Consider the following 16,616-nt stretch of genomic DNA (forward strand, 5'->3'; position numbering starts at 1 on the left):
TCGACGCAACACTTCTTGCCACTCTTATTTTGAATTTCAAAATTCTTTAATTTACAACAGACATCATTTGATAATCCTCTAATTGCAATGCATACGCCAGCTCATCTTGTGAATTCTCCTGTTCTAAATGATTTTCTACTAACTTTAATCTTACATAAACTTGTTGTTTACTTAGGACTCCCTTGGCTTCATGCACTAATTGCGTTGTTACACCTATTTCATAAAGTGGTCGGCTTATCATTTCTGTTTTTAATGCGTCTATCTTTGTTGCTTGTACTTGAATAGAATCACCCTTTTGTAGTGTTTCTTCTATCTTTGCAATATGTTTTTTCACCTCGTCATAACGTACTAACTGATCTTTTGAAGGATTAGTGGCAAAGTGTACATTACCTGTATATTTTTTACACTTAACCTTCATAAGTGCCTCTGTTTGCATATAAGGCATATGCACTTCCAGACTTTCTTCTACCAAATGAGTACTATATAAATAACCATCACCTGAGTCTTTGTGAAAGAAGGTTTGTGTTGTTAAAAGATAAGCTTGTGCAGCACTTAATATCTTAAAAGCTTCCTTATTAACAGCTACATCTTCAGAATATAAATTGTGATATTGATTATACAATGCCCCTTGTAGTTGCTCGAACATGCGACTGACCTCCATTTGTTCTTGCATGGCCTTATTTTCTGTCATCAGCTTAACAGATGAAGTTTCTTTCCAAATAGCATGATACGCGGAGGTAAAGGTTTGACATTTAAGTAAGCCTGCAATAATCAAGAGACTTAGAGACATCATAAGTAATGTGATACTTAATACATAGCCCTTTTCTGATTTATTGGTAGGCAATGAAATACTCCTCATGTGCTTTATCCCTTTCATTATTTTTATAAGATACAATACCAACAAGCCAATGTGCTTCATCTATATAGGTTACCCCCAGTTCACTTCCCACATTTAACCCTGACTTTTGCTTAGGTGTTTTTAATACAATACTCCCATTATCTATTGCCTCACTTACTCCCCTCCAGTCAAACCGTTCCTCTGTTGAACACTTGATAGCACCTTCTAGCTCAATTTCTTCTACTGTATGTTCACTTTGTGTAAATGGAATCCATACAAAACTATAGGTGTAGTCATTCATTGCCTGTGTCCTTTGACTTAAGTATGCTGTCAATGTTGCTTGTGTAATCTCTTTCCTTTTATTTCTCTCATTCCATACATACTGTATCATCTCTTGCCCATATTTAATGGCTTCTTGTTGCCTTGTTTCACGTATTTGTATCTTTTTTGTACATATGAAAGTCCCCATTAAGATTTCTATCACAATCATCCCTATCATAAAACTGACAAGTACTTCTACAAAACTAAAGCCCTCGTTCCCCTTTTTCTTCAATTGCTATACTTCCTCCTTACACCTTGTTACCACTTCTAGCATCATCTGTATGTCCACTTGACCATTTTCTCCTGTACGCCATTCAAGTTTAGAAATCCTTGTACCTCCCCAAGACCTTATCACATCATAGATCATTTGTTTTGCTGTTGCACTACTGGTTGTATAGGTAAGATTATAGGTTGAATAATAAAAAGGTATCATTTGATCTGTTTTATTAAAGCTGACTTGCAAATTAGAAATAGGGTACGGTTCTATCTTATTTTTCAACTGCTCTAACCCAACATAATCACCTTCATAATAAGGAAAGAGTTGTTCAAATCCCTTTATTCGCTCTTCAAGATTATCTTTCTGTTCCTGCCACTGGCCTTGATCTGCTTGATAGGCTTCTAAGTCTTGCTTTTCCATCAGTAATTGACCTTTTATATCAGTAAGTTGTTTTCTTTCTCTTAAATAACTAGGAAATGTAAAACTTCCATAGATACTCATCATACCTACTAATAAAATGAGTAATACTTGTAAAGTAGATAGTCTTCTCATTTCATCTTTTATTCCTTTAAATAGCTGAATCATCTTCATTTTCTCCCTCTAATGATAATCTTAATGAGAAACACCATATTTTATCTTTAGGCTCAATTTGTAATACAATTTGATTTTCTCCATACTTTTGCTTGAGTAGCTTTTCATATTCAATAAGTACTTTAAGCTCTGAATGGTTACCTATCACATGCCAAACCTTGGTTTCACTCTCAAATGCGATTTCCACTATATTTGAAAAACTAAGTGGAGGCATTAATAAATCACCTAGAATACCTTTAAATATTTCTTTCTCACGTTGCATGTAACTATACTGTTCATCTAATACGTTGGCTTCTTTTTCTATTTGTTCCGTTTCAAATTGCAACTTGTCTCTTTCTTCCATCAATCTAAAAACTTCTGCTTTTTGAATACGCTCAATATCTTGTTCTAAAGCTAGAATTTCAAGAGGCATTAAACATGTTGCACTAATGCCTATAAATCCCATTAAAGTACAACATGCCAGACTATATCCTAGCCATTGCTTATACCTTTGATTCTTTTGATATACTGGAGGAATTAGATTCATCTATTACGCCTCCTCATTTGATGCATATACTGAAACAAACTGATTATACCGCTATAATTTGTTTCATTACTTGGATCCATTTCAAGACTTACAATCTCTATTTCTAGATATTCTTTTAACTCTTGTTCCAATGCTTCATTTGTCCCTACTAGCCCCAATAAATAAAGTTGTTCTACCTGTAATTGGTTATGATTCACGCCATAGAAACTCACTAACTTATTGAGTTCAAAGCCTAACTCTTGGTCAGGATGTTTAGGTATAACTTGTACAAATGTACAGACATTGTCTTGATAAAAACCTACATACCAACTCAGCTTCTTTTCTAAAACAATCATATAATGGTTAGGATGTCCTTTTAATAGTGTATAGGTTGGTAAAGTATCCATAATTGTTGTGACACATTGAGGTGTACAATGTAAATGCTCTAGTAACTGATAAGGCGCCAATACCTTCTCCTTTTTACATGCCATAATACAATATGGTACACTTTCTTTTGGTTCTAATCTTTTATCTTTCTTCTTATTTCTTATTAATTGAATTCCGGTAAAAGTATAAGTACTCCTGTCTTCGTGTGCCCATCCTTCTACTTGTGTTGGTAAATACGTTTCCATATGTTTTTCCATAAAAATAGGCATTTGTATTTCTCTCCTCCATACTTCTCTAGGATGAATACATATGCCTGTCTCATTAGGTCTCGCTTTTGTCTGTTTCATAAATGCTCTTAGCTTGCTCTCTAAGAATGTTCCGTCATCATTCTGTCTCTCTTCTTCAGTATCTAGTAAGTGTATGCATGTACTCGCAAGAATCTTAATGTGCTTCTTGTGCCACTTGGCATATAGAATGAGAATTTGATCCTCCTCAATTTCTAGTCCTAAATACTTAAACACTTTATTCTCCCTTCTCATACGTTCTTATTCAATGTTCTCTTTTATATCCTTCTTCAACGCTCTAATTATTCCTTACACTTTCACTTGATTATTAAGTATACTTACTTATAAACCAAACTAAGAAGTATTTCCTCCGTCAAAGAAGTCCCTATCTTTCCAACTAAAGTACAGGTTATAAAAAGCCATTGTTCCCTCTGTACAATAGCTATATTCTGAATATTCTCCATTAGAGTTTGCCCACCATACGTCATTTTAAACAGCTGTTTATTATTTTTTTGATATTTTAGCCATTTTATTTCGTGTCTCTCTAATTTTTCCTCAAAAATCATAGACTTTAAGACTTTCTCTTCATCAATTATATCGTCTCTTTCTGTAGAAAAAATTATCCTATCCTCTTGATCGTATACTGTCAACTTCTTAGCTTGGTCAAACTGCTCTTCTACAAAAAGTCTAATACGATTCATCTCACGTCTTAAGTTATTTTCCTCTTGAATCTTCTGATTCATCATTATGCCTCTACCCGTTAAATCTAAAATACAACAAAAAAAGAGGCTACTGACTGCAAGTGCCAGTATAACCTCTATTAATGTCATTCCCTTGTTGCCTCGTATTCCTTGGCTCTTCTTTACATCCATAATTCTAAATACCATCCGATCAACTGCTCTCCATAAAATAAACTAATCAGTGCACCAATACTTAAAAAAGGACCAAAGGGAAATTCTAGACTTTCCTTATGCTTCATATAAAGTACTAACCCATAAATAGATCCTACTATAGAACCAATCAGTAAGGTTAAAAAGACTAAGGAAGGCGATGTGAATAGACCGATCATTCCTAGATACCTTACATCCCCATAACCCATCCCTTCCTTCTTCATAGCCCATATAGCTATGTAGAAAACTAGAGCAACAATACCATATCCCAATGCGCCACCTGCCAAACTCTTAATAAGAATAGAGACATCATGATGCAAGAAGCTTAATGCACTTTTCCCAAGTATTGCCACAATACTTCCAAAAATAATCACTCCCGTTGGCAAAATCATATAACGCCAGTCAATTAAGGTAAGAACGATGACCACAGATATAAAAATACAAGCTAATACGGCTTCAATGGTAAAGCCAAAATGATAAAAACTATAAACCCAACCTAATCCATTGAGCAATTCAATACAAGCATATTGAGGACTAATCTTCTCTCCACAATAACGGCACTTACCTCTAAGGCATATGTAACTTAATACTGGTATCAAATCTAACGCACCTAGTCGATGCTTGCAATGTTGACAATGGGATGGTGGGTAATTAATGCTTTCGCCTAATGGGATACGGTAGATGCAGACATTTAGGAAACTGCCAATGATAAGGCCTATCACAAAAATTAACATTAAATACATTTAAGTTTACCTCCTACTTTATTATACTTTAAAAAAACTTTCTCCCCTTCCACACTATATTTCTTATATGAGCTCTTTCATATAAAAAAGCTTCAAAACATATCTCCCATACGCCTTGAAGCTCTTTCATTAATTTTATTCTAACTTTCTATACAAAATAAATTATAAATAAATGATGATATTTATAAATATTTTTTTAAACATAATATCTTAAATATTACTTATTTATTTGGATATATACCTATATCCTTGTTTGATGTACTTGCACTGGTAACAGTAGTGCCTGTCTTTGCATATGTCACTCTACTTAATTTAGGTGTAGTGTCAGGAGTGGTAATCTCTACCTTTATTGTTGCACTTTTTTCATATCCTTCTTTTCCCAACATTTTAATAACTTCTTTTGAAAATGCTGTATCTGGCGTTGCTGTTGTTGGTACTGCCCCTGTATCGGTCATTGTAATTTTAATTTCCTTATCCTCAGATGTTAATTTTGAAAACTTGGGATCTAATAGCAGTGCCTCGACGCCTCTACCGGCACCTGCTGCTGCTGCATTCATATTTGATTCATGTGCTCTGTCCACAAATCCTAATAAAGCCGGTACCATCATTGCAGCAAGTACACCAATGATTGCTATAACAACAATCATTTCAACTAATGTAAAACCCTTTTTGTTCTTCTTCAAACTTTTCTTCATTCGAATCTCCCCCTTTGATTTGATGTTATAAAACAATATGTTTTATTTATACTTATCATACAACTTTTAACGGAATATTTCAACTATTTTTTTAATTTTGTTTTTACAAATATCTTTTTAAATCTTCAAGATTAATACAGCTATTCACAGCTTCTTGTAAGACAATGACGCCTTGCTTAACCAATGAGGCTAAATGTGCATCTAGTGTTTGCATTCCTAGCTTAGCATTAGTCTGAATGGCCGAATTAATCTGGTGCACTTTCTCATCTCGAATCATGTTACGTATGGCATCATTGACGACCATAATTTCCATTGCTAAAGCACGCCCTTTGGCATCTGCACGCAATACTAAGTTCTGTGTAATAACACCTTCTAGTACATTGGATAACTGAATACGTATTTGGCGTTGTTGCTCTGGTGGAAACACATCAATCATACGATCTACTGTGCTGGCTGCCCCTTTCGTATGAAGGGTAGAAAAAACTAAATGACCTGTCTCTGCTGCTGTAATAGCCGCTTGAATGGTTTCAAGATCACGCATCTCTCCTACTAAAATAACATCTGGATCCTCACGCATAGCAGAACGAAGTGCTCTTGAGAAACTACTTGTATCATCTCCCACTTCTCTTTGATTAATAATACAATTCCCATGTTTATAAAGATACTCAATAGGGTCTTCTATTGTAATCACATGGGCATGTCTTGTTTTATTAACAAAGTCAATCATGGAGGCAAGTGTTGTAGATTTACCACTTCCTGTTGGCCCCGTTACCAAAATAAGCCCTCTTGGTTTAGCTGCTAATTCCTTTAGAACAAGTGGCAAGCCTAGTTCATCCATAGTAGGTATACGATTAACAAGTAACCTTATAGCTAAGCAATAACTATTCCTTTGTTTAAAAGCATTTACACGAAATCTTCCGATTCCTTCTAAGATAAAAGAAAAGTCTACATCCCCTTCCTTTTCTAAAGTTTTTGCCCTCTCCTCATTTACAATAGAATACACCAAACTTTTTGCTACTTCCTGGCTCACTCTAGGATAATCTCCTAAGGTTAATACACTGCCATTTACACGTATCATAGGCGGTATCCCTACGGTCAAATGTAAGTCTGAAGCACCTTTCATGGCAGCCTCTCTCAATATATCTTCAACTGTATAACTTAGCATTGTCTTCCCCCTAATCAATACTATATGTAATCTTCACATACTCTTCTGGTGTCGTAATTCCTTCTAAAACCAACTGTCTCATATTATCTTGAAGAAGCATTGTATCATGTGCTTGTGCATATTCACGTATCTCTTCTGCTTTAGCCCCTCTATTAATCATGTGTTTAATCTCTGAGTTTACAACAATAATCTCATGCACTGCTGTTCTGCCTTTATAACCAGTAAAGTTACAATACTGGCATCCCTCACCCCGATAAAAAGTAACGGATTCTCCTAGCTTTAGAAGTTTCATTTCCTCCTGCGTACTTTCATGTGGCTTCTTGCAATATGGGCATACTTTTCTCGCTAGACGCTGTGCAATAACCCCTACTAATGCTGAGGATACCATATAAGGTTCAATTCCCATATCTACGAGACGTACAATAGTACTTGCAGCATCATTGGTATGCAGTGTACTAAACACTAAATGCCCTGTAATTGCCGCACGAATCGCAATGGATGCTGTTTCAGCATCACGTATTTCTCCTAGCATAATCACATCTGGGTCTTGGCGCAAAATGGATCTTAATCCACTTGCAAAGGTTAAACCTGCTTTGTTATTAATCTGTACTTGATTAATTCCTTCAAGCTTCTTTTCCACTGGATCTTCAAGGGTAATAATATTATCTGTAGGTTTATTACGCTCACTTAATACGGCATATAAAGTTGTAGACTTACCACTTCCCGTTGGCCCTGTTACCAGAATAATTCCATTAGGACTTTTAACAATTTTATCAAACAAACTTTTATTATATGCTGTAAGACCAAGTTCTCTAACTGTTGCAACTGCGTTATCTTGAGTATTTAAAATTCTTATAACTACCTTCTCACCATATGTTGTCGGCAATACTGAAACACGCACATCTATTTGATAGCCATTATGTATTAATTCAAAACGACCATCTTGTGGAGCCCTTTTCTCAGCAATGTTCATATTGGACATAATTTTAAGCCTTGTGACAATCGCATCATGAGCTGCACGATTGATTTTCATCTGTTCTTGCAATTCCCCATCTATACGCATACGTACTCTAGTCATTTCACTCCCTGCTTCTATATGTATATCACTTGCCCCTAGCTTAACCCCTTGCTCGACAATAGAATTAACCATTTTAACAACTGGCGCATTTTCAATAACTCCATTACTATCTACAGCAGCACCTACATTAATAATTTCTCTCGTATTAAACTCCTGTTGCAACTGCTTAGCTGCTACAAAGGCTTGTCTCCCACTATAGCAACGTTCTATAACATTATTAATGTCTTCCTTTGTACAAATAACCGCATTGATTTCTAATCGTGTCGCTAAACGTATTTCTTCTATGGCATAGAGATTGAGAGGGTCATTCATACCTATTGTTAATATACTTCCATTTTTTCCAATAGGTATAGCAAGATATTTTCTTGCTATTTTCTCATCCAGTATATTCACGACCTCATTTTGAATGGGATAACTCTTTAAACTAATGAAAGGTACTCTTAGACGCTTAGAAAGAGATTGTGTTAATTGTTCTTCTGTAATATAGTTAAGATTTACTAAAAGGTCACCTATACGCTTATCTGGATAAGTCGTCTTCTGTATACGCAAGACATTTTGCAACTGTTCTTCTGTAATCAAACCTTCTTCTACAAGAATATCTCCTATTTTTAAGTTTTTTCTCATTTTTTCTCCTTATACTTACCCTATGGCATAATATAATTAATTATATTTCCTTCTGTTCCATCAATTCTATCCCCTGTTCTAATTGCAGTATTAATATTTTCAAGCTTAATTTTATTAGGTCCAAGGACATGTATTTTTTCGCCCTCTTTTTTTATTACTACTTCTACGCTTATCGTATTCACATCTACTTTTCTGTATTTTGTTTCGAGGGTCATTCTTTCCATATACTTCTTGTTAAAAATGACTTCTGCACTTCCTACTGCAGACTGATAATACTTAAGTTCCTCCCCTTCTACTATTAAAGTTAGTGCATCTTTATTTGTCGTCGCATCTCCTAATGTTGATTCTAACTTAGGAATCCGTATATCATCTATCAAGATTACATTCGCATACTTGACCTTATTCTCTATGTATTGAAATATATTGTTTGCAATCATTTTAGCATTTGCAGATTGCTCTGTTTTCGCTAGTATTTGGCTACTACTGTGGATTGTTCCAAAAACAGGCCCTATTATAATCCCTATAATCACTATCACAATAAGTACTTCTATTAATGTCATGCCTTTTCTATTTATTATCATTCTCTCCCTCCAGACTATTTAGTCCATATATTGCAAAACTTCAAATTTCTTAAATTCTCCATTTACCACATTCTCACTCGGTTCACAATCAAATATAAGCTTATGATTATTCTTAAGATGAATTTTATTAGCCGTAATGCCCCCCTTGAAAATAGTCTGATTCGGATTACCATTCCACTGCAGTATCACATTTCCTTTAGGATTATAAATCTCTAAATTTTTGGTTACACCCGAAATATTTTGTATAGTTATTGTAATATTGTCTTGATCTGTAAAAATTTTATTTGGCAAGCTACTACTGCTATCATAAATTGTGTCTGTAGTTACTTTTACTATTTCAGCTGTATCACCCCCATACGTTGTTACCCATGAAGGTGCTTCTATTCCATCAACCTGATCTATCGCTTCCGTTACCCAACCTGGCATATTCTGTTGCTTTTCAATAGTATTAGGATCACTCATTCCACTGCTTCCTACTACTTTATAGTCATAATCATCTAATGAAAACTTAATCGTTTTTATTTGACTATATCCTTGCATATGACAGTTATCAATTGTTATATCACCTTCAGAATAAACCTCTTCTACATTAAACTTACATCTAATTCCCTCAACTAAAATACCTCCTAATGAAGCTATTTTATCCATATCAATATCTTGACCCGTTGCAGTATCTTTAATTATAAGCTTATCTTTTGCAAAGATATTACCTTTGGTAAAGCCTGTAAAACTACCAACCGTTTCCACATAATTCCCACTAATCCCACTCACATTACCAGATCGAACCCCTTGAATAATTACCGATTGACTGTCTTCTATTATTTTATTTGAATCATCCAGTTTGACATATGCCGTTATCTTAAATTGATCATTCCCTATTCCTTGGAGCGTTAACTGATTTTCCCATTTCCTATCGCTATTATCCTTTAGTTGAAATTTATCGCTTGTTATAAGTGTAAATGTATCATTAGGTAATAATTCTCTTGCCTGTTTCGGCTGATTTTTAAAATAATGCAAGAGTATCTCTAGCGCCGATTTAGCCATATTACTTGCTTGTTTCTTATCTACATACCTTATAGCATCTCTATGTGTAGCTGTTGTAATCGTCAATAATCCTGTTCCTAATAAAAGGACTACTGCAAATACAGTAATTACAACAAATAAGATATTTCCTTGTTGACTCCTTTTCAAACTATCCCCTCTTTCTATGGTCTAGGCTCTACTTTAGTTGTTTTAAAGTTTTGATATAAATCCGGTACCGTATCTGTCTCTACATTAATTTTTTCATTATAACCTTCAACACTTATTACCTTACCATTGCTAAAAGCAATCAAAAAAGAGGGCACTGATGACGTTGCTGTGTTTCCTTCTAATAAGTCATTTGATATGTTAGTACTATTTTGTACAATATCTAAACTTCTACGGTTCATTAACAAATTAATTTGTAATAAACTTCCAAAAGCTATCAGTACCAACATAAATATCCCCATACTCACTAAAACTTCTACTAATGTGAAGCCTTTTTGGTCTTTATCCATTATTTTCACCTAACTTTAAAATTGATAATTTAACACCCCATCATCTTCTTTATGAATACCATACAATACCATACTCAAGGTCACATCTCGTTCTTCATCTTTGTCAAAATTCTGCAAATCTAATCCTTGTAATACTACATGTTTATCCATACTAGCCATATTGGTAGCAAACTGAATCAACTGACTTTTTGTCCCTTTAACATTAAGTTGAATAGGCATTTGTACTACTGCATCTTTTCCGTCTCCATTCATCCCTTGAACCTGTTCTATACTTGGGTCTTCTGTAGTTGTTGAGTTTACCATGTTGTGATAAAAATCACCTATAGGATAAGACTGATTATTATTTTCTATACTATACGGGCTAACAGCACTGATGTTTTTTCCTCCTATCGCCAGAGATTGTACTTGCAAATTGGCTTGTTGAGCAACTTTTACCGCCCATTTATGCAGATACTCTGTCTCTACAACTGTAAAAAATGGCTCCGTTGCAATCATTGTCTCTTCAAGTACCTTTTCTACTTCTTCATCAATGGTATTAAGCTTACTTAGACGCATTTGTACCTCATGCTGATTTTGTTCTGCTTGTTCTAACTGAACTTTCAAATCACTATTTTTTTCAAGTATCGGAAGTAGAACAAATCTTAAGCAAACAACACATACAGTCACCAATGCTAATACAAACAAAAGATTCTTCTCTTTATTGGATAGCTGCATCTTGCTCACCTCCTGGATTTAAAACGATTTGGATAGAGGTTGTATACTTACTTTCATTTTTTTGATAACCGCTATAATTGACACTAAAAACAGATTTCAAACTTCTCAGGTTATGTACATACGTTGCTAACGTACTTTCTTGATCACTTGTACATTGTAATAGAATGTTCCCCCCACTTATTGAAAAACTGATAATACTTGTCCCATTCGGTAATAGAGATGTCAGATTTGTAATTATCTCTCGATCTGGTTTGATAATTGTTGCAAGTTTTTGATTCGCAGTTTCTATTGCATTAAAGTATTCAACTGCATTATTCAAAATGGCTTCCTTAGCAGCTATCTCTGCACTTTGTCTTGCTACATCTTCCGAAGTAATATAGGTATTAATATGATCTATATTGCTTTGTAAGTCTCCATTTACTACTTGCATAATAGATGCAGTAACAATTGTCCCAATTACAATACTGGACACCGTTAAAATTTGCCCTATAGCCTTTTTTGAAATATTTTTAGCTCTTTTCTTTTCTTCCATATATCGTTCAAAAAAGTTAATATCTTTAATCAGCATGCTTTTTCCCCCTAATCCAGTCTTATTAATGCTCCAACTGCATTGAGATACTGTGGTAATCTATCCATCTTACAAACTCGTGGATCCGCAATATCATCAATTTTTTCTACCGGTATATCCATATAAGACTGAATATATTCTGTAATACCTTTCATATTTGCCATGGCCCCACTTAAATAAATATTACTTACTTGACTTACTTGCCCTTTAGTCCCCATACTCATATGAAACTGCATAACTCTTTGAAGCTGGTCTACAATGTTGGATAAATATAAAGTAATTGTATTCTCTAATACTGGATCTTCACTTAATGTCTTTGGTGATAAATCCAGTAATGAAAAATCGTGATTGAGCGCCCTTAATTTTCCTAATGATACAAGTGTCCGTTCATATTGTTCTGTATTAATCAACATACGCCTTGCAAAAACTCTTGTACGATCTCTGAACAAATAGGTATTCATATAACTATTACCTATGTCTGCAACAATAATATTTTTATAATCAATTTCATTACATGTTAAAACAAATTTATAGACTGCATTCTGATGAATATCTAATGCTTTGGGCCTTAGTTTTAATGCTTTAGCAATATGAAAATATTGTTTAATCGTTTCTTTAGAAAGCGCTACTGTTTCTATACTAAAGGTTCCTTCTTCTGTGCGCTCGACGTCTGTATAATCTACAATATGTGGTTCTGTAAAATTCATTAGCGATTCCATTTCATTTTGCAAAATAGGGATAGTCTCTGTTTTCTTCACATTAGGTATAATAAATTTACGACTCATCATATTCCCTGGATTAACTGTAAACACAACATTCTTACTACTTAATTTATTCTTTTGCAACGTATTACGTAATTTCGTAATTATTTCATTTACATTTACAATTTCACCATCTACTACAGCTCCTTCAGGTGTTAAAGTCGTAACTGTTCGCCCAATTTTAAAACGCTTTGCATGGTACTCACCTTCTACAATATGAATATTTCGGCTTCCTATATCTATTGCTAATAACATGCCTTCCCCCCTCTTTCTACCTTTCTCTTAACCAATATTCCCCATCATTTCATACATCGGTGGTAAAATAGCACCTACAATGAATGCAACCATTATTCCTAAAATAACAATCATAGCTGGTTCTAATAATGACACCATTTTCTGTACTGCAGCATCTGCTTCTTCATGATAAAAAGCTGCTGTTTTATCAAGTATTTCTTCTAAACGTCCCGATTCTTCTCCTATCAGAATCATATTTGAGAGCATTGGCGGAAAAATACCAATTTGCCTCATAGCTTCTGACAAAGCAATTCCTTTACTTACATCTTCCTTTGCTTTGATAAATCCTTCATCTATATATGTATTATGAATAACGCTCTGAGTAATCTCTAAAACATTTATTAAAGACATCCCTGATGCATAAAGGGTTGCTGTTGTCTCGGCAAACCTAGCACTTAATATAATTTTGTTTAGCTTACCCACAACAGGCATCGTGATTTTAACCTTATCAAATCCCTTTTTAAATGCTACTGTTTTAAACAGTAAATATAAGCTAAAACCAATCAGTATTCCAATAAAAATGGTTGCTAACCAATACTGTTGCAATCCCTCACTCATATCAAGCAAAAGTTGCGTTACTGCTGGTAGTTCACCATAATCTGCAAACATCTCTGCAAATGTGGGTACAACAAATAATAATAAAAGCAATACCACCCCAAACGAAACGATTCCTAAAATAATAGGGTAGATCATCGCATTCTTTACCTTATTTTGAAGTTTATTTTCACTTTCATAGTGCGTTGCCATTCTTAAAAGTGTCTGATCCAACGTACCACTCTCTTCTCCACACTCAACCATACTAATAAATAGATTAGGAAAACATTTTCCTTGTGCTTTTAAACTTGTTGACAATGCATTTCCTTTTTGAACATCTTCATATACATTTAATAAGGTATCTTTTAATTTCTTATCTTCTGCTTGCTGATATAAAATATCAATACATTTTATTAAGGAAACGCCTGATGTTAACATTGTTGCAAACTGTCTACACAAAACGACTAATTGCTTCATCGGTATCTTGGAGCCTTTGACAGCCTTTTTTTCACTAAACTCCTTAAAATCTATACAATAAAGCTGTTTTTGTTTAAGTATGCTAAAAAAATCCTCTTTATGCTCCGCTTCCATTTTACCCTTTTGAACATTTCCCTCAATATCTTTCGCGATGTATGTAAAAGTTGCCAAGAATACTCCCCCATTCTCTTTCATAACCTTTATACTTATATATAAAATTCTACTAAATTAAAATAATTATATACATATATATTTTTGGCATTTCATGTTCTTTTCTGGCATTTTGCACTTACTTTGGTGTTGTAAATAATATAAAAGGACACTTTATAATCCAAAAGTGTCCTTTTATAATTTAGCCAATTTTAAATGTCTCAATCGTTTTTTGTAGGTTATGGACATTTCCTGTAAGTGCATCTGCACATTTATTCATTTTATCAGAATCCTCATTTTGTCTTGCACTAGCCTCAAGCAACTCTTCTGTAATGGCCACCACTTCTTGCACTACCGTTTGAATACGTGTAACAGAAGCAACTACTTCATCTTTATCTTGGTCCATTTTGCCAATAGAACTATGCATGGATTCCATTTGACTATAGATCTCATTCATGGCTTTTATAATCTCTGTAAAAGCTAATGTAGTCTTTTGAACTATAGCCCTTTGATGATCAAATACTAATGATGCCTTTCTTGCACCCTCTACTGTCTGTTCTACTTGATTTTCAACATTGCTAATAATGGTTCGAATCTTCTTCGTTGCTTCTTTTGACTGAATAGCCAACTTTCTTACCTCATCTGCTACAACACTAAAACCTTTGCCATAATTTCCTGCGCGTGCGGCTTCAATAGCCGCATTTAAAGAAAGTAAGTTTGTTTGCTCACTTATTCCTTCAATTAGATGAATCACTTCTATAATCTGTTTTGCATCATCATCTAATTGTTCTATATCTTCTTCAATCCCTGTCGTAATCTTTCTTGATCTCTCTGTTTGTTCATTAAGTTCTTTAAGTGTTTCAGTTGTAAGATGACTAATATGAGCTGTTTGTTTTGTCACTTGCGTAATACTATCAATTTTAAGGACAACACCCTCAATAGATCCTGTCAAATTTTGCATGCGTTCCATGGAATATTGTACTTCATCGGCCTGACTATTTGCCCCTGCTGCAATGTCATGAACTGCGTGGGAAACTTTACTTGCACTTTCCTTTGTACTGCTCGCCATAGCCTTAACATCTAAGGCATTTGTATTCACTAGACCAACTACTTGCATTGTCTCTTTAATTAATCCACTAATATGTTGGATCATATTCTTAAAGGAACTTCCAAGATTTCTAATATCTTTATCACCTTCTAGTCTAACTTCAAAATTGAGTTCTCCCTTTTCTGCATGCCTCATATGTCGAACCATGTTATAAATAGGTTTAGCAATGCCACCTGATATAATTACAGCAATGATAATTGCTAAACAAACACTAATAATACATACTGCTACTATACTAAATTGAATAGTATGTGTACCCTTTAAAATACTCTCCACAGAGCTGGTTAAAATTACTTTCCACTTTCCACTATTACATGCTGTATACACTGTAAAGTTTTCGTTACCAAAGTTAGATATATTCGGTGTATTAAATAAGTATCCTTCTGTTGTATCAAAAAGTGTTGGATATGCTTCCTCAGCCTTAATTCCTATGTTTGCTCCATTCTTGTCCACTAATACCGTATGGGCGTTGTCAATAATAAAGATTTGTGTATCATCTCCCTCTTCTTGAATAACGCCTAAATGTTTTTGGAATTCAGCTGTATTAATTTTAAAAATTGCAATACCTAAACTTTTTCCTGTTGAAGGGTCAATAATATGCCTAAACGCAAATAAATCATTTTCACTTTTATATCCTTTTACCCACAATGTATCATTCTCTTCAAGCACTTCACCTAAAATACCTTCTTCTCTCAATGACTCCCAACTAAAGTCATTTAAGTTTTTAAAACTCCCATTTACAATATTTCCTCCCGATGTTGCAAAAATATTGTCTTTGATATAAGGATTACTTTGACATATTTTGACTAATACATTTTTAATAGTTTGTGTAGTTGTGTATTCATTTTGGAAACCAGGCACTCTCCCTGCCTGCAGTACTGTTTGATCACTCATTAACGATACTAGATCCTTCTCCACTTCACCAACCATCATATCAATATTTTTCCCCATTAAAGTAACTGTCTTATTTGAATAAAACCCTACTTCATTTTGGATAGTCTCTATGGACTTCGAAAGTGCAATACTTCCAATGACCAGAATAGGTAACATACTTATAAGCAAAAATACGCTAATAAGTTTAGCCCTCATACCTATTTTCTTCATAATTCTTCCCCCTTGAATTAAGCGAAATTATCACGATATGTAAACTATATTATGATTTTATATTATACTACAATTCACATATAATTTTCTTGTTGTTTTATGCACTTTCTTGGTCATTTCAACAAAAAAAAGAGATCTACACTAGACCTCTTTGTATAATTTTTACTATTTTTACATTACTTTAAATAATAACTACTTATTACCCATATAAATCTATCTTGTACTTTCTTGTAAACTATTGCATCAATTAATTATTTAGTTATCATTTTTTTAGTATATGTGATGTTTTATACATGAATGTATACCCTAAAATAACTTATATATGGTTATTTTCTCAACACTCTAAAGGATATCTTTAAGAAACTTCCACTACAGTAAGACTGGCATTAATAACATTACAGTCATGTGAATTTGCTCTCGCTAGAAGTTGTAAATTAGAAGTCGTTGTA

18 protein-coding genes are annotated in these 16,616 nt (G+C 34.0%); all 18 read right to left on the minus strand.

All coding sequences use genetic code 11. The features are described 5' to 3' along the window. Positions 1-46 precede the first annotated feature (46 nt). Positions 47-844, minus strand: coding sequence for a hypothetical protein (locus tag BN2390_RS16650; RefSeq protein WP_053985433.1), 798 nt, complete (start codon positions 842-844; stop codon positions 47-49). Beyond that, positions 831-1,391, minus strand: a complete 561-nt coding sequence (locus BN2390_RS16655; protein WP_053985434.1) for a PilW family protein — start codon at positions 1,389-1,391, stop codon at positions 831-833. Before BN2390_RS16655 ends, BN2390_RS16650 begins: the two co-directional genes overlap by 14 nt. 3 nt (positions 1,392-1,394) lie before the next feature. Beyond that, positions 1,395-1,961, minus strand: a complete 567-nt coding sequence (locus BN2390_RS16660) for a hypothetical protein (RefSeq protein ID WP_053985435.1) — start codon at positions 1,959-1,961, stop codon at positions 1,395-1,397. Beyond that, positions 1,945-2,493: a hypothetical protein gene (locus BN2390_RS16665; protein ID WP_053985436.1), complete on the minus strand. Its 549-nt coding sequence runs from the start codon at positions 2,491-2,493 to the stop codon at positions 1,945-1,947. Before BN2390_RS16665 ends, BN2390_RS16660 begins: the two co-directional genes overlap by 17 nt. Then, positions 2,490-3,380, minus strand: coding sequence for a hypothetical protein (locus BN2390_RS16670; protein ID WP_053985437.1), 891 nt, complete (start codon positions 3,378-3,380; stop codon positions 2,490-2,492). The genes BN2390_RS16665 and BN2390_RS16670 overlap by 4 nt, the downstream gene beginning before the upstream one ends. Positions 3,381-3,481: 101 nt before the next feature. After that, a complete protein-coding gene (locus BN2390_RS16675; protein WP_053985438.1) occupies positions 3,482-4,030 on the minus strand; it encodes a PulJ/GspJ family protein in 549 nt (182 codons plus the stop codon). Next, entirely contained in the window at positions 4,006-4,776 is a 771-nt protein-coding gene (locus tag BN2390_RS16680; protein ID WP_053985439.1) for a prepilin peptidase, read from the minus strand. The genes BN2390_RS16675 and BN2390_RS16680 overlap by 25 nt, the downstream gene beginning before the upstream one ends. A 221-nt stretch (positions 4,777-4,997) precedes the next feature. Continuing rightward, on the minus strand, positions 4,998-5,471 hold the full coding sequence (locus BN2390_RS16685; RefSeq protein ID WP_053985440.1) for a type II secretion system protein: 474 nt from the start codon (positions 5,469-5,471) through the stop codon (positions 4,998-5,000). Between the two features lie 103 nt (positions 5,472-5,574). Continuing rightward, positions 5,575-6,636 carry a type IV pilus twitching motility protein PilT gene (locus BN2390_RS16690; protein WP_053985441.1) on the minus strand — a complete coding sequence of 354 codons (1,062 nt, stop codon included), beginning with the start codon at positions 6,634-6,636 and terminating at the stop codon, positions 5,575-5,577. Positions 6,637-6,646: 10 nt separating this feature from the next. Next, on the minus strand, positions 6,647-8,338 hold the full coding sequence (locus tag BN2390_RS16695; protein WP_053985442.1) for a GspE/PulE family protein: 1,692 nt from the start codon (positions 8,336-8,338) through the stop codon (positions 6,647-6,649). 20 nt (positions 8,339-8,358) lie between these two features. Then, positions 8,359-8,919 (minus strand): prepilin-type N-terminal cleavage/methylation domain-containing protein, encoded by a 561-nt coding sequence (locus BN2390_RS16700; protein WP_053985443.1) that lies wholly within the window; start codon positions 8,917-8,919, stop codon positions 8,359-8,361. 18 nt (positions 8,920-8,937) lie between these two features. Then, positions 8,938-10,110, minus strand: a complete 1,173-nt coding sequence (locus BN2390_RS16705; RefSeq protein ID WP_053985444.1) for a hypothetical protein — start codon at positions 10,108-10,110, stop codon at positions 8,938-8,940. Between the two features lie 14 nt (positions 10,111-10,124). Continuing rightward, positions 10,125-10,457: a type IV pilus modification PilV family protein gene (locus tag BN2390_RS16710; RefSeq protein ID WP_053985445.1), complete on the minus strand. Its 333-nt coding sequence runs from the start codon at positions 10,455-10,457 to the stop codon at positions 10,125-10,127. 15 nt (positions 10,458-10,472) lie between these two features. After that, the gene (gene pilO / locus BN2390_RS16715) at positions 10,473-11,171 is read right to left on the minus strand and encodes a type 4a pilus biogenesis protein PilO (protein ID WP_053985446.1); all 699 of its coding nucleotides are present in this window, start codon (positions 11,169-11,171) and stop codon (positions 10,473-10,475) included. Further along, the gene (locus BN2390_RS16720) at positions 11,155-11,739 is read right to left on the minus strand and encodes a PilN domain-containing protein (RefSeq protein WP_053985447.1); all 585 of its coding nucleotides are present in this window, start codon (positions 11,737-11,739) and stop codon (positions 11,155-11,157) included. Before BN2390_RS16720 ends, pilO begins: the two co-directional genes overlap by 17 nt. An 11-nt stretch (positions 11,740-11,750) precedes the next feature. Continuing rightward, positions 11,751-12,755, minus strand: a complete 1,005-nt coding sequence (gene pilM, locus BN2390_RS16725) for a pilus assembly protein PilM (protein WP_053985448.1) — start codon at positions 12,753-12,755, stop codon at positions 11,751-11,753. A 27-nt stretch (positions 12,756-12,782) separates the two neighbouring features. Continuing rightward, complete coding sequence (locus tag BN2390_RS16730) at positions 12,783-13,976, minus strand: type II secretion system F family protein (protein ID WP_053985449.1); 1,194 nt, start codon at positions 13,974-13,976, stop codon at positions 12,783-12,785. A 181-nt stretch (positions 13,977-14,157) separates the two neighbouring features. Next, positions 14,158-16,167 carry a methyl-accepting chemotaxis protein gene (locus BN2390_RS16735; RefSeq protein WP_053985450.1) on the minus strand — a complete coding sequence of 670 codons (2,010 nt, stop codon included), beginning with the start codon at positions 16,165-16,167 and terminating at the stop codon, positions 14,158-14,160. Positions 16,168-16,616: the final 449 nt, after the last annotated feature.

This window comes from Niameybacter massiliensis (assembly GCF_001282685.1).
Taxonomy (GTDB): domain Bacteria; phylum Bacillota; class Clostridia; order Lachnospirales; family Cellulosilyticaceae; genus Holtiella; species Holtiella tumoricola.